Source organism: Janthinobacterium svalbardense (assembly GCF_002327145.1).
GTDB classification, from domain to species: Bacteria; Pseudomonadota; Gammaproteobacteria; order Burkholderiales; family Burkholderiaceae_D; genus Janthinobacterium; species Janthinobacterium tructae.
In genome coordinates, this window is the sequence record NZ_CP023422.1 from 17,444 (window position 1) to 41,678 (window position 24,235).

The 24,235-nt window shown below is 62.8% G+C and carries 21 protein-coding genes; 11 read left to right on the forward strand and 10 right to left on the reverse strand.

Annotated features, from left to right (window positions below; translation table 11 throughout):
• Positions 1-63: 63 nt before the first annotated feature.
• Positions 64-1,206, forward strand: a complete 1,143-nt coding sequence (locus CNX70_RS00080; RefSeq protein ID WP_096232469.1) for an AI-2E family transporter — start codon at positions 64-66, stop codon at positions 1,204-1,206.
• 40 nt (positions 1,207-1,246) lie between these two features.
• Here the strand turns inward: CNX70_RS00080 and CNX70_RS00085 are convergent, their stop codons facing one another.
• The 3 genes from CNX70_RS00085 to CNX70_RS00100 form a co-directional block, all read right to left on the reverse strand.
• Positions 1,247-2,965, reverse strand: a complete 1,719-nt coding sequence (locus tag CNX70_RS00085) for a methyl-accepting chemotaxis protein (RefSeq protein ID WP_096232471.1) — start codon at positions 2,963-2,965, stop codon at positions 1,247-1,249.
• Positions 2,966-3,322: 357 nt separating this feature from the next.
• Positions 3,323-4,933 (reverse strand): toxin-antitoxin system YwqK family antitoxin, encoded by a 1,611-nt coding sequence (locus tag CNX70_RS00095; protein WP_157750862.1) that lies wholly within the window; start codon positions 4,931-4,933, stop codon positions 3,323-3,325.
• 40 nt (positions 4,934-4,973) lie between these two features.
• The gene (locus CNX70_RS00100; protein WP_096232477.1) at positions 4,974-5,888 is read right to left on the reverse strand and encodes a DMT family transporter; all 915 of its coding nucleotides are present in this window, start codon (positions 5,886-5,888) and stop codon (positions 4,974-4,976) included.
• 103 nt (positions 5,889-5,991) lie between these two features.
• Here CNX70_RS00100 and CNX70_RS00105 point away from each other — a divergent pair, with 103 nt between their 5' ends.
• From CNX70_RS00105 to CNX70_RS00115, 3 genes are all read left to right on the forward strand, one after another.
• On the forward strand, positions 5,992-6,780 hold the full coding sequence (locus tag CNX70_RS00105) for an AraC family transcriptional regulator (RefSeq protein WP_096232479.1): 789 nt from the start codon (positions 5,992-5,994) through the stop codon (positions 6,778-6,780).
• 117 nt (positions 6,781-6,897) lie between these two features.
• A complete protein-coding gene (locus CNX70_RS00110) occupies positions 6,898-7,497 on the forward strand; it encodes a MarC family protein (protein ID WP_071075094.1) in 600 nt (199 codons plus the stop codon).
• Between the two features lie 33 nt (positions 7,498-7,530).
• A complete protein-coding gene (locus CNX70_RS00115; RefSeq protein ID WP_096232481.1) occupies positions 7,531-8,076 on the forward strand; it encodes a DinB family protein in 546 nt (181 codons plus the stop codon).
• Here the strand turns inward: CNX70_RS00115 and CNX70_RS00120 are convergent.
• Positions 8,041-9,231 (reverse strand): MFS transporter, encoded by a 1,191-nt coding sequence (locus CNX70_RS00120; protein WP_096232483.1) that lies wholly within the window; start codon positions 9,229-9,231, stop codon positions 8,041-8,043. The two genes, CNX70_RS00115 and CNX70_RS00120, sit on opposite strands and share 36 nt — an antisense overlap.
• Positions 9,228-10,409, reverse strand: coding sequence for a serine hydrolase domain-containing protein (locus CNX70_RS00125; protein WP_208624478.1), 1,182 nt, complete (start codon positions 10,407-10,409; stop codon positions 9,228-9,230). The genes CNX70_RS00120 and CNX70_RS00125 overlap by 4 nt, the downstream gene beginning before the upstream one ends.
• A gap of 120 nt (positions 10,410-10,529) precedes the next feature.
• Here CNX70_RS00125 and CNX70_RS00130 point away from each other — a divergent pair, with 120 nt between their 5' ends.
• The 3 genes from CNX70_RS00130 to CNX70_RS00140 all read left to right on the forward strand — a co-directional run bounded on the left by CNX70_RS00130 (position 10,530) and on the right by CNX70_RS00140 (position 16,854).
• Positions 10,530-11,420 (forward strand): LysR family transcriptional regulator, encoded by an 891-nt coding sequence (locus CNX70_RS00130; RefSeq protein WP_096232485.1) that lies wholly within the window; start codon positions 10,530-10,532, stop codon positions 11,418-11,420.
• Between the two features lie 208 nt (positions 11,421-11,628).
• Positions 11,629-13,341 (forward strand): methyl-accepting chemotaxis protein, encoded by a 1,713-nt coding sequence (locus tag CNX70_RS00135; RefSeq protein ID WP_096232487.1) that lies wholly within the window; start codon positions 11,629-11,631, stop codon positions 13,339-13,341.
• Positions 13,342-13,515: 174 nt separating this feature from the next.
• A complete protein-coding gene (locus CNX70_RS00140) occupies positions 13,516-16,854 on the forward strand; it encodes a DEAD/DEAH box helicase (RefSeq protein WP_244198982.1) in 3,339 nt (1,112 codons plus the stop codon).
• Here the strand turns inward: CNX70_RS00140 and CNX70_RS00145 are convergent.
• Positions 16,851-18,251, reverse strand: a complete 1,401-nt coding sequence (locus CNX70_RS00145; RefSeq protein WP_096232491.1) for a heavy metal sensor histidine kinase — start codon at positions 18,249-18,251, stop codon at positions 16,851-16,853. The genes CNX70_RS00140 and CNX70_RS00145 overlap by 4 nt on opposite strands.
• Entirely contained in the window at positions 18,248-18,958 is a 711-nt protein-coding gene (locus CNX70_RS00150; protein WP_096232493.1) for a heavy metal response regulator transcription factor, read from the reverse strand. Before CNX70_RS00150 ends, CNX70_RS00145 begins: the two co-directional genes overlap by 4 nt.
• A 139-nt stretch (positions 18,959-19,097) precedes the next feature.
• Here CNX70_RS00150 and CNX70_RS00155 point away from each other — a divergent pair, with 139 nt between their 5' ends.
• Positions 19,098-19,592 (forward strand): GlcG/HbpS family heme-binding protein, encoded by a 495-nt coding sequence (locus tag CNX70_RS00155; RefSeq protein ID WP_096232495.1) that lies wholly within the window; start codon positions 19,098-19,100, stop codon positions 19,590-19,592.
• A gap of 11 nt (positions 19,593-19,603) precedes the next feature.
• A complete protein-coding gene (gene uraH / locus CNX70_RS00160) occupies positions 19,604-20,014 on the forward strand; it encodes a hydroxyisourate hydrolase (protein ID WP_096232497.1) in 411 nt (136 codons plus the stop codon).
• Between the two features lie 14 nt (positions 20,015-20,028).
• Here uraH and CNX70_RS00165 read toward each other — a convergent pair whose 3' ends face one another.
• On the reverse strand, positions 20,029-20,727 hold the full coding sequence (locus CNX70_RS00165) for a glutathione binding-like protein (RefSeq protein WP_096232499.1): 699 nt from the start codon (positions 20,725-20,727) through the stop codon (positions 20,029-20,031).
• Positions 20,728-20,917: 190 nt separating this feature from the next.
• Between CNX70_RS00165 and CNX70_RS00170 the strand changes: the two genes are divergently transcribed.
• Positions 20,918-21,343 carry a YdgH/BhsA/McbA family protein gene (locus CNX70_RS00170; RefSeq protein WP_096232501.1) on the forward strand — a complete coding sequence of 142 codons (426 nt, stop codon included), beginning with the start codon at positions 20,918-20,920 and terminating at the stop codon, positions 21,341-21,343.
• Between the two features lies 1 nt (position 21,344).
• On the opposite strand, the gene CNX70_RS00175 is transcribed toward CNX70_RS00170, so the two are convergent.
• Positions 21,345-22,991 (reverse strand): methyl-accepting chemotaxis protein, encoded by a 1,647-nt coding sequence (locus tag CNX70_RS00175; protein ID WP_096232502.1) that lies wholly within the window; start codon positions 22,989-22,991, stop codon positions 21,345-21,347.
• Between the two features lie 327 nt (positions 22,992-23,318).
• Here CNX70_RS00175 and CNX70_RS00180 point away from each other — a divergent pair, with 327 nt between their 5' ends.
• Positions 23,319-23,684, forward strand: a complete 366-nt coding sequence (locus CNX70_RS00180; RefSeq protein ID WP_096232504.1) for a hypothetical protein — start codon at positions 23,319-23,321, stop codon at positions 23,682-23,684.
• A gap of 60 nt (positions 23,685-23,744) precedes the next feature.
• On the opposite strand, the gene CNX70_RS00185 is transcribed toward CNX70_RS00180, so the two are convergent.
• Entirely contained in the window at positions 23,745-24,146 is a 402-nt protein-coding gene (locus CNX70_RS00185; protein ID WP_096232506.1) for a hypothetical protein, read from the reverse strand.
• Positions 24,147-24,235: the final 89 nt, after the last annotated feature.

Below are 24,235 nucleotides of genomic sequence, written 5' to 3' on the forward strand. Positions count from 1 at the left end.
CTGCGCATCTATTGAACTCAAGCTCAACCACGCTTGAGCAGCAACTCTGTCTAAGGAATTTTTATGTTCGGTTTTAATCTGCGCGTCGCCAAGATGGTGTGGACGGCTTTCCTCATCGCCTTTCTGCTCTTCCTCACCTACAAGGTCTCGTCGACTCTGATCGTGGTGGTCTTTGCCATTTTCTTCAGCTATCTCGTGTATCCACTGATCGGGCTGCTGGAGCGCTATGGGCCGAAGCGCCTGCCGCGCACGGCCAATATCGGCATCGTTTTCCTGGTGGTGATCTTGCTGGTGGCGATACTGGGCTCCATCTTCGGGGCGCGCATCGAGGAAGAGGCGATCAAGCTCAGCGATCAATTGCCAACACTGCTTAAAGGGAATAATTTTGCCGAGCGCATCCCCTTGCCGGAATTCATGGAACCCTTGCGCGCGCGCCTGCTGTCATTCATGCAGACACAGCTGAGCAGCGGTACCGGACAAGCCATGCCGCTGGCGAAAGAACTGGGCTTGACCGTCATGCATGCGGCCAGCAACCTGATCTATCTGGTGCTGGTGCCCGTGCTGAGCTTTTTGCTGATAAAGGAAGGGCCGGACATGCGCGACGGCTTGCTGTCCCTGCTGAACCGGCCGAACAAGAAGCTCTGGGGCGCCATCATCGATGACCTCGACATCTTGCTGTCGCGCTATGTGCGCGCCCTGCTGCTGTTGTCGATCGCCACTTTTGTGTCCTACAGCATCGCCTTTTCCCTGCTGGGCGTGCCGTACAGCCTGCTGCTGGCGGGCGCCGCCGCCTTGCTGGAATTCATCCCGTTTGCCGGCCCGCTGGCGGCCGCCGTCATCGCCGTAGTCGTGGCCGGTTTCAGCGGCTACGATCACGTGTTCTGGCTGATCGGCTTTATCGCCGCCTACCGCTTGTTCCAGGATTACGTGGTCAATCCGTACCTGATGAGCGAAGGCGTGGAAGTGAGCCCGCTGATGGTGATCGTCGGCTTGCTGGCCGGCGACCAGTTGGGGGGCGTGGTGGGCATCTTCCTGTCCGTGCCCGTGATGGCGGCCATCAAGATCGTCTTCGTGCGCGCGCGGGCGGCGCTGCAGGCGCGCCATGATGCGCATGAGAAAGCAGAACAGGCGGCCGAGGAAGCGCGCGCCCAGGCCCTGGCCGAGGCGGCGCTGCTGCAGGAACAGGGCAGCAAGGTGGCCCTGTAAGCGCAGTAATCCCTGTAAGCGCAGTAACTTAAGCAGTCACTTAGAACTCTTCCCACTCGCCGCTGTTGTCGGCGGCAGGCTTGGCTGGACGCGGCTTGGCGACGGCAACCGATGCCTGCGCCAGGCGCACTGCCGGGCGTTTCAAGGCCGTGCTGGCGGCGGCCACGACAGGCTTGCGCAAGGCAGGCTTGGCCGCTGCCGGGCCGCTGTGGGCAGCGTCGAGTTTGAAGATGCTGACCATTTCGGCCAGCGCCGCCGCCTGCTCCTGCATTGCTTCCGAAGCGGCTGCCGCCTCTTCCACCAGTGCTGCATTTTGTTGCGTCACGGTATCCATTTCCGCTACAGCTTGATTGATCTGGCCGATGCCCAGTTCCTGCTCGCGACCAGCGGCGCTGATTTCGCCCATGATGTCCGTCACGCGGCGGATGCTGGAGACGATTTCGTCCATCGTCGTGCCCGTCTGGCTGACCAGCGCGCTGCCGGCACCCACGTTCTGCACCGACGCTTCGATCAGCATCTTGATGTCCTTGGCGGCGCTGGCCGAGCGGTGCGCCAGGTTGCGCACTTCCGTGGCGACGACGGCAAAGCCACGGCCTTGCTCACCGGCGCGCGCCGCTTCCACGGCCGCGTTCAGAGCCAAAATATTCGTCTGGAAGGCGATACCATCGATCACGCCGATGATGTCGGCGATCTTTTTCGACGATTCGCTGATGGTGCCCATGGTATCGACCACTTGCGCCACCAGCGCGCCGCCCTTGACGGCCACGTCCGATGCGGAGACGGCCAGCTGGTTCGCCTGGCGCGCATTGTCTGAATTCTGCTTGACGGTCGAGGTCAGCTCTTCCAGCGAGGAGGCCGTTTCTTCCAGGCTCGACGCTTGCTGCTCCGTGCGGCTCGACAGATCCAGGTTGCCCGAGGCGATTTCATTGCTGGCCGTGGCGATGGCGCCGCTGCCGTCGCGCACGCCGCGCACGGTGGTCGACAGGCGTTCCTGCATCTTCTGCAAGCCCGTCAGCAGGGCGCCCATCTCGTCGTTGCGCGTGATGACGATGTCATTGGCCAGGTTGCCGTCGGCAATAGCACCGAAATGGCGCAGGGCCTGGTCCAGCGGGTTAAAGATGGCGCGCAGCAGCAAGATGCTGGAAATAATCGTCAGCAAGGCGCCCACTACCATGCCGATGATGGCCATGGTCACCTGGGTTTGGTAGCTGGACTGGCTCTCCGCATACATTTTGGCAGCCGAGGTGGCCTGGTATTGCGTCAGGGTTTCTGCCGCCTGGTCCAGGGTACGGTAGAGAACCGACAAGCCTGTCATCATCAGCTTGTCCGCCTGCTCGATATTGTTTTCGCGCAAAGCCTTGCTCATGGACAGCATGCCATTGTTGATATAGTCGTTGCGCTTCTTGTCCATATCGTCGGACAGGCTCTTTTCTTCCGCACTTTGCGGCAAGCCCAGATACACCTTCCAGGACTTGTTGGAAGCCTCGATGAATTGCTCGGAACGCAACAGGATATCCTTGGCATCGGCCGCATCCGGGTGCACCATCACGCGGTCCATCGTGAAGCGGGCGCGGCCCAGGGCGATTTGCGATTCGCCGATCGCCTGCGTCGACGCCAGCTGGTTGCTGTAGACCTCGTTGAGGCTGTTGTTGGCCGATTTCAGGCTGATGATGCTCATCACGCCCAGCAAGGCGATCAGCAAGCCCAGCACACTCATGGTGGCAATCAGGCGCATTTTTATTGTTATATTCGACAGCATGCAATTTTCCTTGGTAAGGGCGCAACCATGCCTGGGCATGCCGGACGGATGACGGCAAGCGCCAGATGGGCGGGGCAGTTCTTCATTGTTCAGGACAAAATTAGGTCGATGGAGCGTGACTGGCGGCTGGGGGAAGGCGGCCGGCTCATCATCGTCAGGAGTGAAATACAGGGCAACAGGGTTGAGGTTTCCTGTACTTTTAATTTCCTGATTGCAAGATACAGGGAAAGATTACCAGTAGCAACATCCAACAGGAATTTTCACGCTTTGTAACAAGCGGATGATGTTTTTTGCGCAGAACTGGCATTCCGCAATCGTGCGCGGTCGCGCCGGCATGCCAATATGTTAATCAGCAAGTTAATACATGGTTTCTTCGATGAGCTGGCCATCGTCGCGGAAAGACTGAAACCGGCCCGTTTTATTGCCCATGTTGTAGGCGCCGATCTGCTTCGGTTTGCCGTTCTGGAAATGTTCGATGTTGACGCCATGCAGCACGCCTTTGTGCCAGTTGCGGTGAAATTGCGGCACTTCGCCATCGGGATAAAACAGGGTTTCCGCACCATCGCGCTTGCCGTCGGCAAAGCTGCCCTGGTAACGCCGCTTGCCATCCGGATAAAAACTTTCCATCGTGCCATCGAGCACGCCCAGGCGGTAATGCTCGACCAGTTCCAGCTGGCCGTTGGCCGCATATTGCTCCAGCTTGCCATCTGGCTTGCCGTCGAGCATGGTCAGCACTTGCCAGCCGCCATCCGGCGTCGCCTTCTTCCACGGCCCCTGCTTCACGTCATCGACGTAGTTGCCGCCACCGCCAGGTTCGACCCACTGGCCCTGCTTCTTGCCATTCACATAGTTGCCTTGCCATTGCAGCACGCCATCGATGCGACGCTCGCTGGGACCGTTCAAACGGTCTTTCACAAAATGGTCGTAGCCGGTGAAGCTGTGCATGTCCGCTGCGCGCCATTCTGCCACGCCCGGGCTTACTTCCCAACGCCCAGTGCGCTGGCCCCGCTGCATCATGCCGGTGGTGGTGTCGTCACCGCTTTCATATATCCATGGCCCCTCGGCCCTGTCGTCGACATACGCGCCAGACGAGCGGATGGTGTTCGGCTCCTCGAAGTGCCATACGCCGGTGCGCTTGCCCTGCACATACTGGCCACGGGCAAACACGCTGCCCACGCAGCAATTCACGTCGTATTCGATAAATACGCCATCCTGGCTGGCGGCAAAGCGCTGCGGCTGCGTTTCCCAGGTGATCCACTTGACGTGGTAGCTGGGCGCGCGGCCCCCTTCCCAGCCCTTGCCCAGCAGATACGTGACGGTCAGAGCATGGCCATCCTTTTCCTGGAAGGTTTTTTTATAGGCAAACGCGGGCGCTTCCGCCGGTTTGCCCGGCAGTAACTCGCCGTCGATATTGAAATAGCCGACCAGGGTGCCGTGCGCATGCTCGATGGCGTCGAATTCGGCCACGCCCGAAGGCGCGTAAGCGATGCTGTAATCGATCAGTTGCAGGGACGCCAGCGCCGCGTGTACCCGCGCTTCATCCATGACCTTGGCACCGTGCACGATGGCGTCCAGCGCCGGTTGCAAGGTGGCCACCTTGAACATCCTGCCGCCGCTGCGCTCGTAGCGGTAGGCATGCAAGCCGTACTGACCATCGTTGCGGCTGAGCACGAACGTGGTCTCGCCTTCGCTGTCGAGGTCCAGCTGGAACACGGCTTCGATGCTGGCCTTGCCGTACTGGTCCAGGTTCATGCGTTTTTCGCTACCCTCGTTGCACTGGCAGTAGTAGCCGTTGACTTCGCCATTTTCCCGCAGGAAAGCCAGCACCACGCCGCCGTCGCGGCGCTCGATGGCGCTGGCGGTGGCCATGGGCGCGCCTTCATAAAAACGCGGCGCCGCCTGCGCCGGGGCCAGGCTGCCCAGCGCCAGCAGCGCCACCATCGTACTCATCCAAAATGTTTTCCGCATGCCAACTCCACTACCCAAAAGTGCCATTATGCATGGCCATTCAGGCAGTCCCGGACACCCCAGGACGCTGGCGCCACAGGGGCCGCTGCACCGTCTGCGCCAGCAGCACGCCCAGCAGCGAGATGCCGCCGCCGACCAGGTGATATATATGCATGCTTTCGTGCAGCCAGACGATGGCCAGCAAGGCCGTCAGCAGGGGCAGCAGGTTGACGTAGATGCTGCAGCGGTTCGGCCCCAGCAGTTTGACGCCTTCGATCCACAGGTAGGACAGCACGATGGACGAGCCGATGCCCGCATAGCCGATCAGGGGCAAGGTGGTGGCGTCCAGCCGGGCGCTGCCGGCTGGCAGCAGCAGGAACAGCGGCAGCATGCACGCCAGGGCCGCCAGCGCCTGGCAATAAATGGCTTGCCAGGCAGGAATGGACAGACGCCAGCGGCGCAGCAGCACGCCATACAAAGCGAAGATCAGGCAGGCCAGCAGCATCAGCGCGTCGCCCGCATGCACGCCCTGCTGCAACAGGGCCAGCATATCGCCGCGCCCTACCAGGTACAGCAAGCCGCCAAACGACAGCACGCCGCCGGCCGCCATGCCCACCGTCAGGCGCTCGCCCAGCAGCAACACGCTGAGCAGGGCCGTCATCAGCGGCGCCAGCGCCGTGACGATGGCCATATTCGTCGCCGTCGTCGATTCGGCGGCGCGGTAGGACAGGCTCTGGAATAGCGCCATCGACATCACGCCACACAGCGCCAGCTGCCACCACTGGCGCCGGATGGCGGCGCGGTTGCGCCACAGGGGGAGAATGATAAACGGCGTCATCACCAGCAAGACCAGCACCAGACGATAAAAGGTGATGGCCGTGGGGGCGATGCTGGACGCGGCCAGCTTCGAGACGACGACGTTGCCGGCCCACAGCAGCATGGCCAGAAACGGATACAGATAGGCGCGCACAGGCATGCGAGGCTCCATAAAACATTGCGGGGGAACCATCATGCCGCAGGCGCGCTGCGCTTTCTCGCGCTAAGATGCCTGTACCTATCGCAAAACTGACCCTGTTTTTATGGATTGCACCTCCGCCGCCTTTCAGGAATTGCTGCCCGTCACGGCGCGCGCCATGGCGCTGGCCGTCGACTATGTGCATGGCCACGTGATTTCCGTGCACCGCCACACGCATGCGCAATTGCTGTATGCCATCGAGGGCGTGATGACCATCGAGGCGCAGGGCGGGCGCTGGGTGGTGCCACCCACGCGCGGCGTATGGCTGCAGCCCGGCATCGCGCACCAGGTGCGCATGAGCGGCGCGGTGAAAATGCGCACCGTCTTCATCGATTGCGCCAGCTCGCCATTGCTGCCGCGCCACAGCTGCGTGCTTGACATCAGCCCCCTGCTGCGGCAACTGATCGTGGCAGCCGTCGACATCGCGCCCGATTTTACGGAAGGCAGCCGCGACTGGCATCTGCTGCAATTGCTGTTGCACGAGCTAAACAGCCTGCCCGTGCTGCCCCTGCATCTGCCGCTGCCCTTTGACGCGCGCCTGCGCGGCATCTGCGCGCGGCTGATGGCACAACCGGGAGAGCAAGTGACGGTGGCGCACTGGGCGCAGGAACTGGCGATCACCGAGCGCAGCCTGCACCGTTTGTTCCAGAAACAGACGGGCATGCGCTTTGGCCAGTGGCGCCAGCAGGCCCGTTTGCTGCGGGCGCTGGAACAATTGGCGCACGGCAGCAAGGTCATCGACGTGGCCATGGAGAATGGCTACACCAGCCCGAGTGCGTTTACTGCCATGTTCAAGAAACATTTCGGCACCACGCCCACCGCGTTTTACCAGGCAAAAGTCATCGCGGCGTAAAAAAAATGCTGCTATGCATCAATAATCATGGGCGATAGCCGCCGCTCTTGTTATCATCGCAAGCCTTATCGCACCGCGCCCATCCTGGCAGCGGTGCTGACCTCAGCCTACATCACCATGACACAGAATTTCTTCCAGACTTTTATCCTGCTCTTGCTCGTCACCGACCCGTTCGGCAACGTTTCCCTGTTCGTCAATGCCCTGAAACGGGTACCGGTCGAGCGGCGCTGGAAAGTCGTGGTGCGCGAGTGCATGATCGCCTTCGGCATCTTGCTGCTGTTTATGTTCTTCGGCCGCCATTTCCTGAACGCCTTGCAATTATCGGAAGTGGCGCTGCGCATCGGCGGCGGCGTAATCCTGTTCCTGATCGCCATGCGCATGGTGTTTCCACAACCCAACGCGGGCAATAGCGACCACGAGATGGGCGGCGAACCGTTCATCGTGCCGCTGGCCATCCCCGCACTGGCCGGCCCGTCGGCACTGGCCACCGTGCTGCTGTTTTCCTCGCACGAAGTCAATGAAGTGATCGCCCACGTGGCGGGCTTGACGGCCGTGGCCGTCGTCTGGCTGGCCGTCTTCCTGTGCGCCGAACGCTTGCAGCGGGCGCTCGGTCCAAGGGTCATGACGGCGTTCGAGCGCCTGATGGGCTTGATCCTGACGGCGATGGCCATTGAAATGTTGCTGGCCGGCATACGCGCATTTTTGAAGTCTGTATAAAATAGCCTTTCATTCATACACGGAGGTTTGTCCATGAGCCGTTGCGCCCACCTTTGCCTGATGGCCGACTACAACCAGTGGATGAATGCCAAGGTCTATGCGGCGGCGGCCAGCCTGCCACCCGGCGAGCTGCAGCGCGAGCGGGGCGCCTTTTTCGGCTCCCTGCTGGCCACCCTGAACCACGTGATGGTGGGCGACACCCTCTGGCTGCAGCGCTACGCCAGGCACCCGGCCGGCTTCCCCCTGCTCGACCCCATCCGCGCCATTACGCCGCCCGCCTCGCTCACGCACCCGCTGTTCGCGGCCGAGGATTTTGCCGCCATGCACGCGCACCGGCTGTGGCTGGACCAGCTCATCATCGACTGGGCCGCCTCCATCCGCGAAGAAGACCTCGATCATTTGCTGGACTACCGCAACAGCAAGGGGCCGAACCGGCGCGAGTTTTTCAGCCTGCTCATGCATTTCTTCAATCACCAGACGCACCACCGGGGCCAGGCCAGCACCCTGCTGTCGCAAGCGGGCGCGGACATCGGCGATACGGATCTACTGTTTCGCATCCCCAACCATATCGAGGACTGAGGGCAGGCGGTAGCGCCATGCCTTGAGCAGGATCACCCCCAGCGCCAAGGCACCCAGCAGCGCGCCGCAGGCCAGCGCCCCCCGCATGCCGTAGGACTCGATGGCCATGCCACCGGCCAGCGCGCCCAGCGTCACGCCCAGGTTGATGGCGGCGATATACACGCCGATGGCGAACGCGGGCGCCTCGCGCGCTTCGCTGCTGAGCCACACTTGCGTCACGATCAGCCCGCTCGTATGCGCGGCGCCCCAGAACAGCAGCAACACGGCCAGGGCCACCCAGCCGATATCGCCGCCCGCATACTCATACAACAGCCAGTACGCCAGCCCCAGCAGCACAGGCTGCAGCACCACCGTGCGCAGCACGTGCGTGCCCAGCTGGCGCCCGGCAAACAGATTACCGGCCACGCCGCCCACGCCAAACACCACCAGCGCCAGCCCCGTCTGGTGCGCCGACAAGCCCGCCACCTGCTGCAGATACGCGGCCGCATACGCATACACGGCAAACATGGCGGCAAACACCAGCACGGCGGCGGCAATGGTGAACCACAGGGCGGGTTTGCGCAGCACGGCCAATTGACGGCCATACGCCATCGGCGCCTCCTGCTGCGTGTCCGGCAGGAACAGGTATAGCCCCAGCGCCGCCAGCGCATTCACCAGTGCGCAGGCAAGGAACGATGCCTCATAGCCATACTGGGCGGCGATCCAGGTGGTGAGCGGAATGCCCAGCACCATGCCCATGCTGGTGCCCGTAAACGCATGCGCGCCGGCCCGCGCCGCTTGCTGCGGCGGATACAGGGCGGCGGCGGCCACCATGGCCAGCGAGAAATACACGGGGTGAAACAGCGCCGGCACCATGCGCAGCGCCAGTAGCCACCCGAAGCGCGGTGCATACGCCGAGGCCACGCTGGCCAGGGCGAAGACCAGCAGGGAGACGACCAGCACGCGCTTGCGGCGCCAGCGCGTGGCCAGCAGCACGAGGAAGGGGCCGCCCACGGCGATCACCAGGGCGAACAGGCTCACCAATGAGCCCGCCTGCGCCGCCGTCACACCATAGCGCTGCATAATCATCGGCAAGATGCCCACCACGCCAAACTCGATGCAATACACGCCGAACAGGCCCAGCGCGAGAAAGACGATCGGGTGCGTGCGTCTCATTGCCCTTGCTCCGCACCATACACAGCCTGGCACAGTTCCGTGACAAACGGTCCCGCCATGCCTTCCAATGCCGTATTCGTGAACGCCACCACGGACAGTTCGCGGGCCGGGTCAACAAACCACGAGTGGCCATACGTGCCGCCCATGCGCCACGTGCCCGCCGCTTCCGGCGTGGCGGCCAGTTGCGGATCGGTCAAGACGGTAAAACCCAGGCCAAAACCACGGCCCGGCCAGAACGGCAAGTCAACGCCTCCCGTCTGGCTTTCGCCCATCTGGCGTGCCAGCGCAGGCGGCAACAGCGGTGCGCCGCCCTGGCGCAAGGTTTCCAGCAAGCGCATGAAGTCGGGCGCCGAGCCGAGCATGCCGGCGCCGCCGGACGGGTAGGCGTGCGCGTCGAGCGCGCGCGCCGGCGACAAGCTAAAACCTGCCATGCCATCGAGAAACGGCAGATGGTCTTCCCCCGCATCGAGCAAACGCCGCGGCCGGGCTTCGCCCGCTGCGCGGTCCGCATACGCCACGGCCAGGCGCGCCGGCTCCGTGCTGATAAAACCCGTGTCGCGCATGGCCAGCGGCGCCGTCACCAGCTGTGCCACGGCGTGCGCCAGCGGCAAACCAGTCACCGCTTCGATCACGCCGCCCAGCACGTCGGTGGCGATCGAATACGCCCAGCGCGTGCCTGGCGCATACGCCAGCGGCGCGGTGGCCAGGCGGCGCAGGTTGTCTTCCAAAGAAGTACGGGACGCATCCATGCCGTCCGACACGCCAGCCTGCGCATACGCGCCGCCCGGCGGCTGGAAGAAGCCGTAGTCGAGCCCGGCCGTGTGCGTGAGCAAGTGGCGCACGGTCATCGCCGCCACGCTGCCATCCGGCTGGCGCGGTGCAAAATATGGCAGCCAGCGCGCCACCAGGTCGTCCAGGCCCAGGCGGCCTTGCCCCACCAGCGCCAGCGCGGCCGTAGAGACGATGGGTTTGCTGACGGACGCCAGGCGGAAGACGGCGTCTTCAACCATGGGCGTGCCCGCCTCGCGGTCCAGGTAGCCGGCCGCGCGGCGATAGATTTCCTGGCCACGCTGGCGCACCAGCACCACGGCGCCCACCAGGCGCTGCTGCTGCAAGACGGCATCGAGCAAGGGATCGATGCGGGCGGACAAGGCCGCGGAAGAGAAGTTGTACATCATGGCGTCACCTTTCAAATGATCGAACTGCCAAGGTAAAGCAGGCGCGATCAAAGAAAAACAGGCTATAGTTTCTGTCTGTGCGGACGTTGGTATCCGCAATCAATGATGACAAGGGACGACATGGATAACCTGGCGGGATTCACGGCCTTCGTGCAGGCGGCGGAAACGCGCAGTTTTGTGGCGGCGGGCCGGGTGCTGGGCATTTCCGCCTCGGCCATCGGCAAGAGCATCGCGCGGCTGGAAGAGCGGCTGGGCGTGCGCCTGTTTCACCGCAGCACGCGCAGCATCGCACTGACCAGCGAAGGCACGGTGTTTCTCGAACGCTGCCGGCGCATCCTGGGCGAGATCGAAGCAGCCGAGCTGGAGTTATCCAACAGCAAGAGCGCACCGCAAGGCCGGCTGCGCGTCAGCCTGCCGCAGGTGGGCAGCTTGCTCAATCCCGTGCTGGCGGCCTTTGCGCGCGCCTATCCGCAAGTGGAACTCGATCTCGATTTCAGCGACCGCCGGGTCGACGTGATCGAGGAAGGCTACGACGCCGTCGTGCGCGCGGGAGAGAGCGCCGACAGCCGCCTGATGAGCCGCCAGCTGGGCCAGTTCCAGCTGCAGCTGGTGGCCGCGCCCGCCTATCTGGCACAGCACGGCACACCCCTGCTGCCGGCAGATCTGTTGCGCCATACTTGCCTGCTGTACAAATTTCCCAGCAGCGGCAAGGTCGAGGCCTGGCCCCTGCCCGAATGGCCCGCCCTGCACGCGGCGGGCTTGCCAGCACTACTGAACTGCAACAATGTCGAGACCCTGCTGCACTTTGCCGAAAACGGCCTGGGCATCGCCGCCCTGCCCGACTTTGCCGTGCGCGCGGCACTCGACGCGGGCCGCTTGCACAGCCTGCTGGATGCGCACCACCAGCACGACGGCGCCTTGCGCATCCTGTGGCCCAGCAGCCGCCACCTGACGCCGAAACTGCGCGCCTTCATCGATTTCCTGGCCGTCCACGTGTTTCCCCAGCGTTGATGTTTCCTCCTGACGCCGTGCTCGTTGTTTCCATGCGACAACTTATTTAATTTACTACCAATTTTCATACTTTTCGGGGACTTGATACAAGTTTTTGTATTGCAGTGCGAAATTTTGAGGAACAATTACAGGCTGGCCGCCCTTACGTATAAACCCGTAGTCCAGGCTTGTCGACGTTTTCTCTCACTTCCGCAATACGAAAGCAATCATGTCACTCACACAATTCAAAATCGGCACCCGGCTCGGAATCGGGTTTGCTGTCGTCCTCGGTCTGCTGGTGGCCGTCTTGCTCGTCGGCCTGTACTCCATGGGCCAACTGAGCGCACGCACCCACGACATCGTGGCCGACAAGAACGTCAAGATGGCTGCGGCCAACACCATGAGCGACAACGTGCGCAACATTACCCTGGCGATCACCAGCGTGGTGGTGGCGCCGACGGAAGTGCTGGTACAGACGGAACTGGCGAAAATCGGCGAAGCGCGCAAGAAATACGGCGCCGCCAAGGAAACCTTGCAAAAGAGAATCTCGACGGACAAGGAAACGGCGCTGATGGCCGAGCTGGACGCAGCCCTGAAATCGGGCGCACCGCTGAACAACAAAGTCATCGAGCTGCGCAATGCGGGCCAGACGGAAGAGGCGATCGCCTTTTTGACGCAGCAGGCGGCACCCAGCCTGAAGATCGTGCTGGGCGCGCTCGACAGCCTGGTCGCGTATGAAGCGCAGCAGGCAGCGCAGGCGGCGACGGACGCCGAAACGCTGAGCGCCAGCGCGCGCGCCTACATGATTATCCTGGGCAGCGTGGCCGTGTTGCTGGGCGCTTTTGTTGCCTGGATCATCACGCGTTCGATCACCCAGCCCATCAATGCGGCGGTCAGCGTGGCCGAAACCGTGGCCTCCGGCGACTTGTCTTCGCACATCGTCGTCAATTCCAGCGATGAAACGGGACGCCTGTTGGGCGCCCTGAAAGCCATGAACACCAGTCTGCTGGGCGTGGTGGCGCAAGTGCGCCATGGCACGGAGGCGATCTCCACGGCATCGAGCGAAATTGCCGCCGGCAACCTCGACCTGTCTTCCCGCACGGAAGAGCAAGCCAGTTCGCTGGAAGAAACGGCGTCGGCCATGGAAGAACTGACTTCCACCGTGAAACAGAACGCGGACAATGCGCGCCAGGCGAATCAACTGGCGAAAAGCGCGTCGGAAGTGGCCGTGCGCGGCGGCAGCATCGTCTCGCAAGTGGTCGACACCATGGGCACCATCAACGCCTCGTCGAAGAAAATCGTCGACATCATCGGCGTCATCGATGGCATCGCCTTCCAGACGAATATCCTGGCCTTGAATGCGGCCGTGGAAGCGGCGCGCGCAGGCGAACAGGGCCGTGGCTTCGCCGTGGTGGCAACAGAGGTGCGCAACCTGGCGCACCGTTCGGCCTCGGCCGCCAAGGAAATCAAGGAACTGATCGCCGCCTCGGTGGCCAACGTGGACACAGGTTCGCGCCTCGTCAATGAAGCGGGCCAGACCATGGGCGACATCGTCGACAGCATCGTGCGCGTGACCGACATCATGGGCGAAATCACTTCCGCCACGCACGAGCAAACCATCGGCATCGAGCAGATCAACATGGCCATTGCCCAGATGGATGAAGTGACGCAGCAAAACGCGGCCCTGGTGGAAGAAGCGGCAGCCGCCTCGCAAAGCATGCAGGAACAGGCGGGCGAGCTGGCGCACGTAGTGGGCTTCTTCAAAACCGGCAACCATGTCGCCAGCGCAGCCAGGCTGACGCCAGTGCGCACGGCACCGGTAGCGGCAGCGCCCGCCATCGCACGCCCAGCGGCCAAGCCCGCACCCGCGCGCCAGGCCGTGGCGGCTGCACCGGCACGCCGCAGCAACGCTGGCGCCGAAAGCGAATGGGAAGAGTTTTAAGTAATAGCAGCAAGCGCCAGACGTGTAAGCCAGGCAGGAAGTTGCTGCCTGGCTTTTTTTCGTCCGCAATCGCCACTTTTTTTGCGGCAAAGCCCGCGCAATAGGCGAAAGTGCAAAACACGCGCCGCGCATACGCTTTACAATCCTCGCTCGCTTTACAAAATATTGGTCATCATGAATCAGGCAGAACAGCAGCGCCTCCTGGCTATCCTGGAGTATTGGCACAAGATCGAATTCTTTATCCCGTTTGACCTGAATCAAATCACGGACGTTGAAGACCCGTCCACCGTGCGTCTCCTGCACCGCGAACAGCTGGCGCAATTGCCGCTGCAGTTCGCCACGCAATGGCAAGTCCCATCCGACCGCGAGATCGACGGCTTCTCACTGTTCCTCGGCGTGTTCGACAAGGCGGAAATCAACAAGGCTTGTCCGCCGGCCAACGGCCCGGAAAACATCGCCGACACAGAAAAAACAGAGCTGCTGGGACGCTCGTGCTTTGCCCGCCTGAATCTCAATGCGCTGGGCGAGCCGCAGTTCGATCCCGTGTCCGTGTCGACGTTGCCGTGGGCGCTGGGCCGCGCGCGCACGCCGGACTGGTCGGGCCTGAGCCTGGACGCCTTCAGCGACAGCCAGCTGGCGCTGCAAGACAGCTTGCGCAATTTCGCAGCAAGCCGTGTCCCGCAGCAAGTGACGGACGAGGCGGGCAATGTCTCGGTGCCCCTGTCCGGCATGGAAATCGCGGCCCTGGCCGACCTGCTGCGCGACTGGGCCGGTTTCCACCCGTCCGCAGGCCAGCCGCTGGCCGTGCTCGAATTGCGCACGCGCAAGAAACGCGCCGCCGTGGCGGAAGGCGACCTGGCTGAGGCCAGCCAGAACCGCAGCCTGGACTTCGGCGACGCGGTGGAACCATCGATCGATATCCTCAACAGTTTTTACCTCGACGACCTGGAACAGATCATCCGCGCCTTGCGCGGCGGCAAGCTGCCAGCCACCGTCGCTGCCTACCTGACGCCGCTGGCGCAGGATGAGCGCATCGACCTGTACAGCCCGGCAGGACGCCAGGCGCTGGCCGCCATGCTCAATCCGGGCAATATGAACCGCGGACACTGGCTGGAAGACGCCAGCTACGCCATGAGCCTGATGCAGCAGTTCGCCATCCATGGCGCGCGCACGGGCTTGAGCGAACGCGGCATCTTTTCCGTCAACGGCCCGCCCGGCACGGGCAAGACGACCTTGTTGCGCGAATTATTCGCCGACAACATCGTGCGCCGCGCCAGCGTGCTGTCCTGCCTGGACCGCGCCGGCGACGCCTTCATCAGCAAGGTCGCCGTGGCCTTCGAAGGCGTGCGCGACCCCATCACCATCGCCCGCTTGCGCCCCGAACTGACAGGCTTTGAAATGGTCGTCGCCTCGTCGAACAATGCGGCGGTGGAAAACATTTCCGGCGACTTGCCGAAACCGAAACAGCTGGGCAAGGAATGGGCGCGCACGCGTTACTTTGAAAGCGTCGCGCGCCGGGTCGTGGCCGACGGCAATGGCGCCAACCGCGCTCTGGCCGAACAAGAGGCGCCATGGGGCTTGATGTCCTGTGCGCTGGGCAATAGCGCCAACCGCCGCCGCTTCGTCAGCAATTTTTATGATGACGACTGGGATAAAACCACGGCGCGCAAGACGCCGAACGCACAAAATATCCGCCAATGGCTGGCCAGCTACCAGGGCGTCAGCTTCGCCCAGGCCGCGCGCGAGTTTCGCGAAACGGAACACGTGGTGGAAAAGACCCTGGCCGAGCACGCCCAGTACGCAGCCCTGTGGCAAGCCGTGGGCACCTGCACGGAAGCCGACTTCATGCAGGCCAGCCAGCAGGCGCTGATTACTGCCGAGCAAGAAATGGATGCGGCGAATGGCGCCCTGTCCGGCGCGCTGGCGCAGCAGGACACCCTGCTCGCCAGCAAGAAGGAATTGCTGGAAGAGGAACGCCTGGTAGCGCTGACGCAGCCCGGCTTTTTCGCCCGCCTGTTCCGCACGGCCCCGGCGCGTGCCTACAAAGATGCCGTCATCGCCAATGCCGAGGCGCAGCGCCAGGCCGCGCGCGACGTGTCCGCCATCAAGCTGCTGCTGAAAGGCGAGCTGGAACCGCGCTGCGAGCGCGCCCGCAACAGCCTGCACATCGCCCTGCGCACGGCGCAGTCGCGCCAGCGCGAATGGGATGACAGCACGGAACTGCTGCGCCGCGCGCGCATGCGTTTCCCCACCATCATCGCCCCGGCCACCCTGGACGAGCTGGACGGCGACGCACTGCAAATTGGCGGCCTGTGGCATGAACCGGCGCTGGCGCGCCTGCGCTCGCGCCTGTTCGCCAAGGCCCTGGCCCTGCATGAAGCGTGGCTGGCGGAAGTGGCGAAGAAAGGCGGGCCCGGCTTTGGCGGCAACTTGCTGGCCGTATCGAAATTGCTGAAAAACAAGCGCGCCTACGACCAGTCGCACATCGCCATGGTCTGGCACAGCCTGTTCATGGTGGTGCCCGTCGTGTCGACCACGTTCGCCTCGTTCGCGCGCCAGTTCCGGGGCATGGGTCCGGAATCGCTGGGCTGGCTGTTCATCGATGAAGCGGGCCAGGCCGTGCCGCAAGCGGCGCTGGGCAGCCTGTGGCGCGCAAAACGTGCTGTCGTCGTGGGCGACCCGCTGCAGATCGAACCCGTGTTCACGGTGCCTGGCCGCCTCGTGCAAACCTTGTCAGCCCTGTCGCCGCATACGCAGAATGGCAGTTACGCGCCGACAAGCGTTTCCGTGCAGACACTGGCCGACAAGGCCAACCGTTATGGCGCGCATGTCGGCGCCGGCAGCGCCCAGCCGCTGTGGATAGGCAGCCCCTTGCGCGTGCACCGCCGCTGCGTGGAGCCGATGTTTTCGCTGGCCAACAGCATCGCCTACGAAGACAAGATGGTCTACGGTTTGAGCGAACGCACGCCGCCGGCCGGCGCGCGCGGCCTGACGCGTGGCCCCAGCCGCTGGATCGACGCTCTTGGCCCCGTCAGCTACAAGCAGGTGGTGCCCGTGCAGCTCGATTTCGTGCTGGAAGTGCTGCTGAAACTGTATCGCCGCGACGGCAAATTGCCAGACATGTATGTGATTACGCCGTTCAAGGCGGTGCGCAACGAATTGCGCTCGCGCATCGTCGACCTGGACTGGGACCGCCGCCTCGGCTACGGCAAGGCACCGACGGCGCGCGAATTGCGCCAATGGAGCAGCCAGATGGTGGGCACCGTGCACACCTTCCAGGGCAAGGAACAAAGCGTGGTGATGCTGGTCCTGGGCGCCGACGACAGCACGGCCGGTGCCGCGCAATGGGCGGCGGCCACGCCGAACCTGCTCAACGTGGCCCTGACGCGCGCGCAACACTTTGTGTACATCGTCGGTAACCCCTTGCTGTGGGGACAGTTGCCGCACTTTGCACCCGCCTGCGCGCAGTTGCCGCATACGGGCATGCATGAGTTTTTGGTGGAGATGGGTTAAACGGGGAAGGTCAGGGTAAACGTCGTGGCGGCCGCGTCGGATGCGACCGTCGCGCTGCCGCCGTGCAATTGCATGATGGCCGTGACGATGGCCAGCCCTAATCCTGTAGAAGCGGCCGAGTCGCTGCGGGCCGGGTCGGCGCGGTAAAAGCGCTCGAACAGGTGCGGCAAGTGGCGCGCAGGGATGGCCGTCCCCAGATTGGTGACGCTGAGTTCCATGCCCTCGCCCGTTTGATGCGAGCGCAACAGAATCGTGCTGCCCGGCGCCGCGTGACGTATCGCGTTCGACAGCAAATTGCCCAGCGCGCGGCGCAGCAGTTGCGGCTCGGCCATCACCGTGCCGCTGCCGTGGCAAGCCAGCGCCAGCCCCCGTTCTTCGGCCAGGCCTTCAAAGAAATCGGCCAGGCGCAAAAATTCATCGTGCACGGACAACGCCTGCTTGATCAGGACCATCTCGTCCTGTTGCGCCCTCGCCAAAAACAGCATGCTGTCAATCATGCGCGACAGCCGTTCCAGCTCTTCCACATTCGACGACACCAGCTGTTCATACTCGTGCGCACTGCGGGGGCGGGCCAGCATGACCTGGCTTTGCCCCAGCAGATTGGTGACGGGCGTGCGGAATTCATGCGCCAGATCGGCGGAAAACTGCGACAGCCGCGCATAGCCTTCCTGCAGCCGCGCCAACATGGCGTTCAAGGCCTGGATCAGGGGCAGCAATTCCGTGGGCGCATCGCGCGCCTCCAGTTGCTGCTCCAGCTTGCCGGGCCGCACCAAGGCCGCATGCGCGGCGATATTGCGCAGCGGACGCAATCCCCGCAGCAGCATCACGCTGGCCAGCAAGGCCGCCACCAGCGCGCTGATGGCAACCGACACGACGATCTGCCAGCGGTAGGCGGCAAACATGGCCGTGCGGTCGCCATAGACGCGTGCCACGGAAATGTCGGCCATCTGCGCCGGGTCGCCGATGCGCGCGCTGGCCGCCACGACCCTGGCCGGATAGCCGTCGCGGCTGGTCCAGCTGGCGATGTCGCTGGCCGTGACGGGCGCATCGACGGCCACGGGAACAGCATGCGCCACCGTTTCGCCATGCGGATTGACATCGATCAAACGCGTGCCATCGGCGCGCACGATGCGCACCAGCGAGTTTTCTTGCCCGCTCATGGTGTCGCGAAAATATTGGGGCCGCTCGCGGATGATGTCGAGCGTGCCCGCATTGCCCAGCAGCTGCTGGATTTGCCGCAATTTCCCCAGCAATAAAATATCGTCACGGCGCTCGATTTCCGCCACAAAAGAGCGGTACAGATGCATGCCCAACCCGGCCGACACGAGCGCCACGATCAGCACGAAGACGAGCGTGACGCGCAGGGTCAGCGAGCGGCGCAATGGTGCCAGCTTCATGCGCTGGCGCCGCTGTCTGGAGCGGATGGCGCGCGCAATTCGCAGACATAGCCCATGCCCCGCAAGGTGTGGATCAGCTTGGGTTCGAACGGGTCGTCGAGCTTGCTGCGCAGACGGCGGATGGCCGCGTCGATGACGTTGGTATCGCTCTCGAAATTGATGTCCCACACTTGCGAAGCGATGATGGAACGCGACAAGACCTCGCCCTGGCGCCGCGCCAGTAAATGCAGCAAGCCGAATTCCTTCGCAGTCAGGGTGATGCGCTGGCCTTGCCGGCTGACCTTGCGTTTCATTACGTCGATTTCCATGTCGCCGATGCGGATCACGTCATCTTCACGCGGCGGCCCGCGCCGCAGCAGGGTGCGGATGCGCGCCACCAGTTCGGCAAAGGCAAACGGTTTCACCAGGTAATCGTCGGCGCCCAGTTCCAGTCCTTTCACACGGTCTTGCACCTCGTCGCGCGCCGTGAGGAAAATCACGGGCACGTCCGCGCCGCCTTCCTGCAAACGCAGCGCGCGCAGCACTTGCCAGCCGTCCATGATGGGCAGCATGACGTCGAGCACGATGAGATCGGGCGCTTCCGTGCAGGCCATGTGCAGGCCGTCGCGGCCGTTGCGCGCCAGGCTCACCGTAAAGCCGGACTCGGCCAGGCCACGCAGCAAATAGTCGCCCGTCTTCGGTTCGTCTTCAATCACGAGGATGCGCATGGCCGCTTTCTAAGGGGAATATAAAACCATTTTACGCCCGGAGACGGGGCGCGCGGATGATAAAAATGTCATGCGGCGATCATCTTCTCGTAGGGCAACACTGGCCATACTGGCGTCACTTTATTCAACGGACCGCCCCATGAAAACCCTGTTACTCGGCAGTACCCTGCTGTGCCTGCTGGCCAGCCCCGCCCACGCCCAGCTGCGCAAGGTCGATGATCTTTCTCTGGCAGCGGCCAACAAGCTGGCCGATGCGGCCATGGCCGCGTGCCAGGCGCAAGGACGGCACATCGTCGTCACCGTACTGGACCGTGGCGGCAATGTCGTGGCCGTGCAGCGCGCCGATGGCGTCGGGCCGCACAACACGGAGGCCAGCCGGCGCAAGGCCTACACGGCCCTGTCGACGAAAAACGATACCCAGGCACTGGCCGTGGCCGCGCGCGGCAATCCCGACATGGCCAATTTGACGACACTGCCGGAACTGTTGCTGCTGGGCGGCGGCCTGCCCTTGCGAGCCAGGGGCGAAGTAGTCGGCGCCATCGGCGTGGCCGGCGGCGGTGGCGCCCTGCAAGACCGCGCCTGCGCCCATGCCGCCCTGGCCGCCATGCCAGAACTCGATTCCCCCACCCTTTGAAAGAGACAACGATGACTTACCTGAAAAAAATCACCGCCACCCTGGCCTTCGCCAGCCTGTCCAGCATGGCCCTGGCCGCCGCCAATCCCTTGAGCGTGCACATCCTCGACCTGCAGAGCGGCCAGCCGACTGCGGGCGTGACGGTGACCCTGGAGCAAAAGAAGGACAATGACTGGAAACAATTAAGCAGTGGCGTGACGAATGCGCAGGGACGCATCGCGGCCATCTATCCGGAAAATCAAGCCATGCAGGCGGGCGACTACCGCATCGTGTTTAAAACAGGCGAGCACTATGCGCGCCTGAAACAGGAAACCTTCTTCCCGGAAATTCCCGTGCAATTCCACGTGGAAAAGACTGACCAGCACTATCACATACCGTTGCTGCTCAGCCCTTTTGGCTTTTCCACGTATCGGGGTAACTAAGGACCAACTGAAACTTAGCCGAGTGTCTTCGCCGTCTGGCCAAACAGCACGCTTTTCGCATCGCCGCTGACGGTGGGCTGCACGTTGATTTCGGCAGCACGGGCATACGCGCGCACGGTGGCGGGACGCTCGGCAATGGCTGCGAACCAGCGCGCCAGGTGCGGAAAATCTTCCAGCTTCTGGCGCTGGCGCGCGTGCGGCACGATCCACGGATATATCGCCATGTCGGCGATGGAATACGTGTCGCCAGCAACGAATTTGCGGTCGCCCAGGCGCTTGTTCAGCACGCCGTACAGGCGGTTCGTTTCATTCACGTAACGCGTGATGGCGTACTCGATGGGTTCGGGCGCATATTGCACGAAATGGTGGTTTTGCCCGGCCATGGGGCCAAGACCGCCCATTTGCCAGAACAGCCATTGCATGACTTCGGCGCGCCCGCGCACGTCCGCCGGCAGGAATTGCCCGCTTTTTTCGGCCAGGTATTGCAAGATCGCCCCCGACTCGAACAGGGACAGGGGCGCGCCGCCATCTTCCGGAGCCTGGTCGACGATGGCGGGGATGCGGTTGTTGGGCGCGATGGCAAGAAACTCGGGCTTGAACTGCTCGCCTTTGCCGATGTGTACGGGAATGATGTTGTAGGGGATGCCTGCTTCTTCCAGGAACATCGTCACTTTGTGCCCGTTGGGCGTGGTCCAGTAATACAGGTCGATCATCGTCGTCTTTCAGCTCGTTGGCATGGGGAGGGCGCAACTATTGTCGCGCCGCAACTGGTGTGCATGGATATAATGCCACGTAAGCGAAAAACAAGACGGCGCGTGCCCCGCTTACCATGCGAGCAAGCGCCCACTCTCGCCGCAAGAATTGAACGCCGACATACCCGAGAACCACCAAAGAAAGCCGACCATGCGCAAACTCCTGATCGTCACGCTGTCCGTCCTGCTGTCAGGCTGTGTCCAGGACTTCGCCATCTATATGTTCGACGGCCAGGACCATTCCCTGACCGTGCGCCGCGAGCAACGTTATTTTTGGCAAGATAGCGTGGAAGTACAGTTGATGGCCACCAATTTGCCGCAATGCCAGCGCCGGCATATCCTGTCCACCGATGCACCCGCCGACATCAAGGTGGAGCTGTTTGCGGCCGGTGATGGCCTGTGGAATATCCGTATGGGCAAGCAGTTGTGGCAGGCGGAAACGACGACCTGCAATGAGCTGACGGAAATGGAAAACGACCCGAAAGCCGACCTGGGCCAACCGGTCGGGCAATTCGTGGTCGTCGATGACAAGCTGGAATTCGAGCCGGCGCCGCCAGCGGCGGCACCAGCCCAGTAAATCAGCGCGCCGCCAGGCTGCGCAGCGGCTTTTTCGCCACGGCGCGTGGCGCGCCAGCCGAACTGGAAGCCAGGCGCGACGCCGTCGCCGGCTCCTGCGCCGACAGCTTGAAGCGCGCCACCAGTTGCGCCAGCACGGCCGCCTGGTCCTGCATGCTGGACGCCGCTGCTGCCGCCTCTTCCACCAGTGCCGCATTTTGCTGCGTCACGCTATCCATTTCCGTGATCGCCTGGTTGACGTGGCCGATGCCCGTGCTTTGCTCGTGCGAGGCGGCCGTGATGTCGGCCATGATGTCGGTCACGCGCGACACGGAAGCGACCACCTGATCCATGGTCGTGCCCGCTTGTGCGACGAGGGCGCTGCCGGCCGCGATGCTGTCGACGGAAGCGCCGATGAGTTCCTTGATTTCCTTCGCCGCGCCCGCCGAGCGCTGCGCCAGGTTGCGCACTTCCGACGCCACCACGGCAAAGCCGCGGCCCTGCTCGCCCGCGCGTGCCGCTTCCACCGCCGCGTTCAAGGCCAGGATATTCGTCTGGAAGGCGATGCCATCGATGACGCCGATAATGTCGACGATCTTGCGCGACGAGGCGTTGATGGTGTCCATGGTGCCGATCACTTGCGCCACCACGGCGCCGCCCTGGCGCGCCACTGCCGAGGCGGACTGCGCCAGTTCATTCGCCTGCACGGCATTGCCCGCATTTTGCGTCACGGTCGAGGTCAATTCCTCCATCGAGGCCGCCGTTTCTTCCAGCGAACTGGCTTGCATTTCCGTGCGCGCCGACAAGTCCATATTGCCGCTGGCAATCTCGCTCGATGCCGTGGCAATCGTTTCAGCGCTGTGGCGGATTTCGCTGATCGCCTCGACCAGGTTGGCCTGCATGGTTTTCATCGCGTACAGCACGCTGTGGCGGTCGTTGGCATGCGTGCGCACGGCGCCGCTCAAGTCGTTATTCGCAATCTGGGCAGCCACGTCGGCCGCATATTCGGGATCGCCACCCAGCGCATGGCGCAGGCTGCGGTTGATCACCACGACGACGGCCGCCAGCAAGCCGCACACCAGCACCAGCACGCCCAGCGAGGTCAGCAAGGACTGGCGGAAGGCCGCGTCGATATCGTCCATGTACACGCCCACCACGATGGTCCAGCTCCACGGTTTGTAGGCCACCACGCGGCTCATCTTCGGTTCCGGATTTTTCTGGCCCGGACGGGGGAAGTAATAGTGGACGAAGCCCTTGCCCGCATCGCTCTTGCCGACGGCAACGATGTCGCGGTACAGATAGGTGCCATTGGCATCTTTAAAATCCGACATGTTCTTGCCGTTGGTTTGCGGCGCGGCGGGATTCATCACGACAACGGCATCGAGGTTGATGATGGACAAATAACCGGTCTCGCCAAAGCGCATGCTCTTGATGACGGCGGTGGCCTGCTTCTGCGCTTCTTCCTGTGTCAGGGCGCCGCTGGCGGCCAGGTCGCCAAACATCTTGACGGCGCCCAGGCCCAGGTCGGCGGCATTGCTCAGGTCGGCGCTGCGCTCTTCGATGCGGATCTTGCGAATTTCCAGGGCGTTATAGACAAAAATAACGGTGATGCATAACAGGCTGCAAATCAGGGGGATCCATAACTTCTGCTGGAACGTCAATTTTTTCATGCTGTGTCTCCAACTCTCTATTGTGCGGCGAAGGGTCATGGCCTACTTCCAGCTCTGCAGGCCAGGAATGCGGCGGCGACGGTGCTCTGGCGGCACCGTTCAGACGTCTCCAGCATACGCTCGAACTACCGTTTTTTACAATGCTGAAAAGCAATGTTTTTTGCCCGGTGTTGTTAATGGGCTGCGACAATTGATGAGAATTGATGCTGCGTTGCAATAAAAAAGCACGCAGATAGGCTATAGCAAGGCAGGCGGGGGTGACGTGCGTGTGTCAAAATGCACACCGGCCGATACACGACGCACTACGACGAATCACGAAAGCACAGCATGACCAAGAATGAAGCCATGAAACGCATCAACGACCGCCTGGGCAAACCCACCCTGACGGACAAGAACACGCATTTTGCCAGCGTCGCCAACTATGGCACGGACGAAGGCTGGTGGCTGAAGATTCCCTTCCTGACCTTCAAGCAGGAATTGCACTTCATCCTCAACAATGAGAAAACGAAAAGCTTCCAGCACCTGAAAATCGGCGCCAACCAGATCCTCAGCCCCGGCATGAGGTTCCGCAGCACGGGCGGCGCGGCCGACGCCTTCATGTCGGCCTCCGCGCCGAAACGCCTGGTCGACTTGCTCGACGGCGGCAGCAAGTACAACTTCACCAAGCATTTTGTCAACGATTATCGCTATTAGGAACACCTGACCAAACCTGCTGCGCGTCGGTATAGGCAGGCGTTGTGTAGCCTTGTCAGATCATTTTTGCGGCGGTAGCCACGCCCTGAGCAAATGCTGCGCGATGTCGAGCGCGTCGTCGCGGCTGGTGCCGAAATGCAGGGGGTAGCCCCAGAACTTGCCGAACATGACGGCGAAGGCCTTGCCGGCCAGGCGCTTGGCGGCGCTCGGTTCGACCAGCACCATGCCCTGAATATACGCGCGGATGGCCGCCTTGTTCTGCTTCATCCAGAGCGCGGCCCGCTTGCGCTCTTCTTGCGGGTGTTCATGCCCGTCTTCGTCAAAACCTTCCTCGCTGAGGATGACAAATGCCTGGCGGCGCGCCAGCAAGGCGTCAAACTGGGCAAACAGGATATCGGGCTGGACAGGCGCTGCCTCGCGGCGCATCCAGACGAGGGGAAAAGTGGATAAATCAAGCTGCATGGTGTGACTCCTTCGGGGGGGTTGCCGTTCCTCCTTACCTTCATCAGAACACTGGCGGCGGCGGTTGCCGTTGAAGCGGGGCTGCGGAT

What these genes read in the sequence shown, in the direction of transcription:
- CNX70_RS00155 (WP_096232495.1), top strand. Translation starts at nt 19,098, where the DNA reads ATGAAAACCCTGTTACTCGGCAGTACCCTGCTGTGCCTGCTGGCCAGC.
- CNX70_RS00125 (WP_208624478.1), bottom strand. Translation starts at nt 10,409, where the DNA reads ATGATGTACAACTTCTCTTCCGCGGCCTTGTCCGCCCGCATCGATCCC.
- uraH (WP_096232497.1), top strand. Translation starts at nt 19,604, where the DNA reads ATGACTTACCTGAAAAAAATCACCGCCACCCTGGCCTTCGCCAGCCTG.
- CNX70_RS00170 (WP_096232501.1), top strand. Translation starts at nt 20,918, where the DNA reads ATGCGCAAACTCCTGATCGTCACGCTGTCCGTCCTGCTGTCAGGCTGT.
- CNX70_RS00150 (WP_096232493.1), bottom strand. Translation starts at nt 18,958, where the DNA reads ATGCGCATCCTCGTGATTGAAGACGAACCGAAGACGGGCGACTATTTG.
- CNX70_RS00175 (WP_096232502.1), bottom strand. Translation starts at nt 22,991, where the DNA reads ATGAAAAAATTGACGTTCCAGCAGAAGTTATGGATCCCCCTGATTTGC.
- CNX70_RS00105 (WP_096232479.1), top strand. Translation starts at nt 5,992, where the DNA reads ATGGATTGCACCTCCGCCGCCTTTCAGGAATTGCTGCCCGTCACGGCG.
- CNX70_RS00085 (WP_096232471.1), bottom strand. Translation starts at nt 2,965, where the DNA reads ATGCTGTCGAATATAACAATAAAAATGCGCCTGATTGCCACCATGAGT.
- CNX70_RS00165 (WP_096232499.1), bottom strand. Translation starts at nt 20,727, where the DNA reads ATGATCGACCTGTATTACTGGACCACGCCCAACGGGCACAAAGTGACG.
- CNX70_RS00100 (WP_096232477.1), bottom strand. Translation starts at nt 5,888, where the DNA reads ATGCCTGTGCGCGCCTATCTGTATCCGTTTCTGGCCATGCTGCTGTGG.
- CNX70_RS00140 (WP_244198982.1), top strand. Translation starts at nt 13,516, where the DNA reads ATGAATCAGGCAGAACAGCAGCGCCTCCTGGCTATCCTGGAGTATTGG.
- CNX70_RS00130 (WP_096232485.1), top strand. Translation starts at nt 10,530, where the DNA reads ATGGATAACCTGGCGGGATTCACGGCCTTCGTGCAGGCGGCGGAAACG.
- CNX70_RS00135 (WP_096232487.1), top strand. Translation starts at nt 11,629, where the DNA reads ATGTCACTCACACAATTCAAAATCGGCACCCGGCTCGGAATCGGGTTT.
- CNX70_RS00110 (WP_071075094.1), top strand. Translation starts at nt 6,898, where the DNA reads ATGACACAGAATTTCTTCCAGACTTTTATCCTGCTCTTGCTCGTCACC.
- CNX70_RS00080 (WP_096232469.1), top strand. Translation starts at nt 64, where the DNA reads ATGTTCGGTTTTAATCTGCGCGTCGCCAAGATGGTGTGGACGGCTTTC.
- CNX70_RS00115 (WP_096232481.1), top strand. Translation starts at nt 7,531, where the DNA reads ATGAGCCGTTGCGCCCACCTTTGCCTGATGGCCGACTACAACCAGTGG.
- CNX70_RS00185 (WP_096232506.1), bottom strand. Translation starts at nt 24,146, where the DNA reads ATGCAGCTTGATTTATCCACTTTTCCCCTCGTCTGGATGCGCCGCGAG.
- CNX70_RS00095 (WP_157750862.1), bottom strand. Translation starts at nt 4,933, where the DNA reads ATGCGGAAAACATTTTGGATGAGTACGATGGTGGCGCTGCTGGCGCTG.
- CNX70_RS00120 (WP_096232483.1), bottom strand. Translation starts at nt 9,231, where the DNA reads ATGAGACGCACGCACCCGATCGTCTTTCTCGCGCTGGGCCTGTTCGGC.
- CNX70_RS00180 (WP_096232504.1), top strand. Translation starts at nt 23,319, where the DNA reads ATGACCAAGAATGAAGCCATGAAACGCATCAACGACCGCCTGGGCAAA.
- CNX70_RS00145 (WP_096232491.1), bottom strand. Translation starts at nt 18,251, where the DNA reads ATGAAGCTGGCACCATTGCGCCGCTCGCTGACCCTGCGCGTCACGCTC.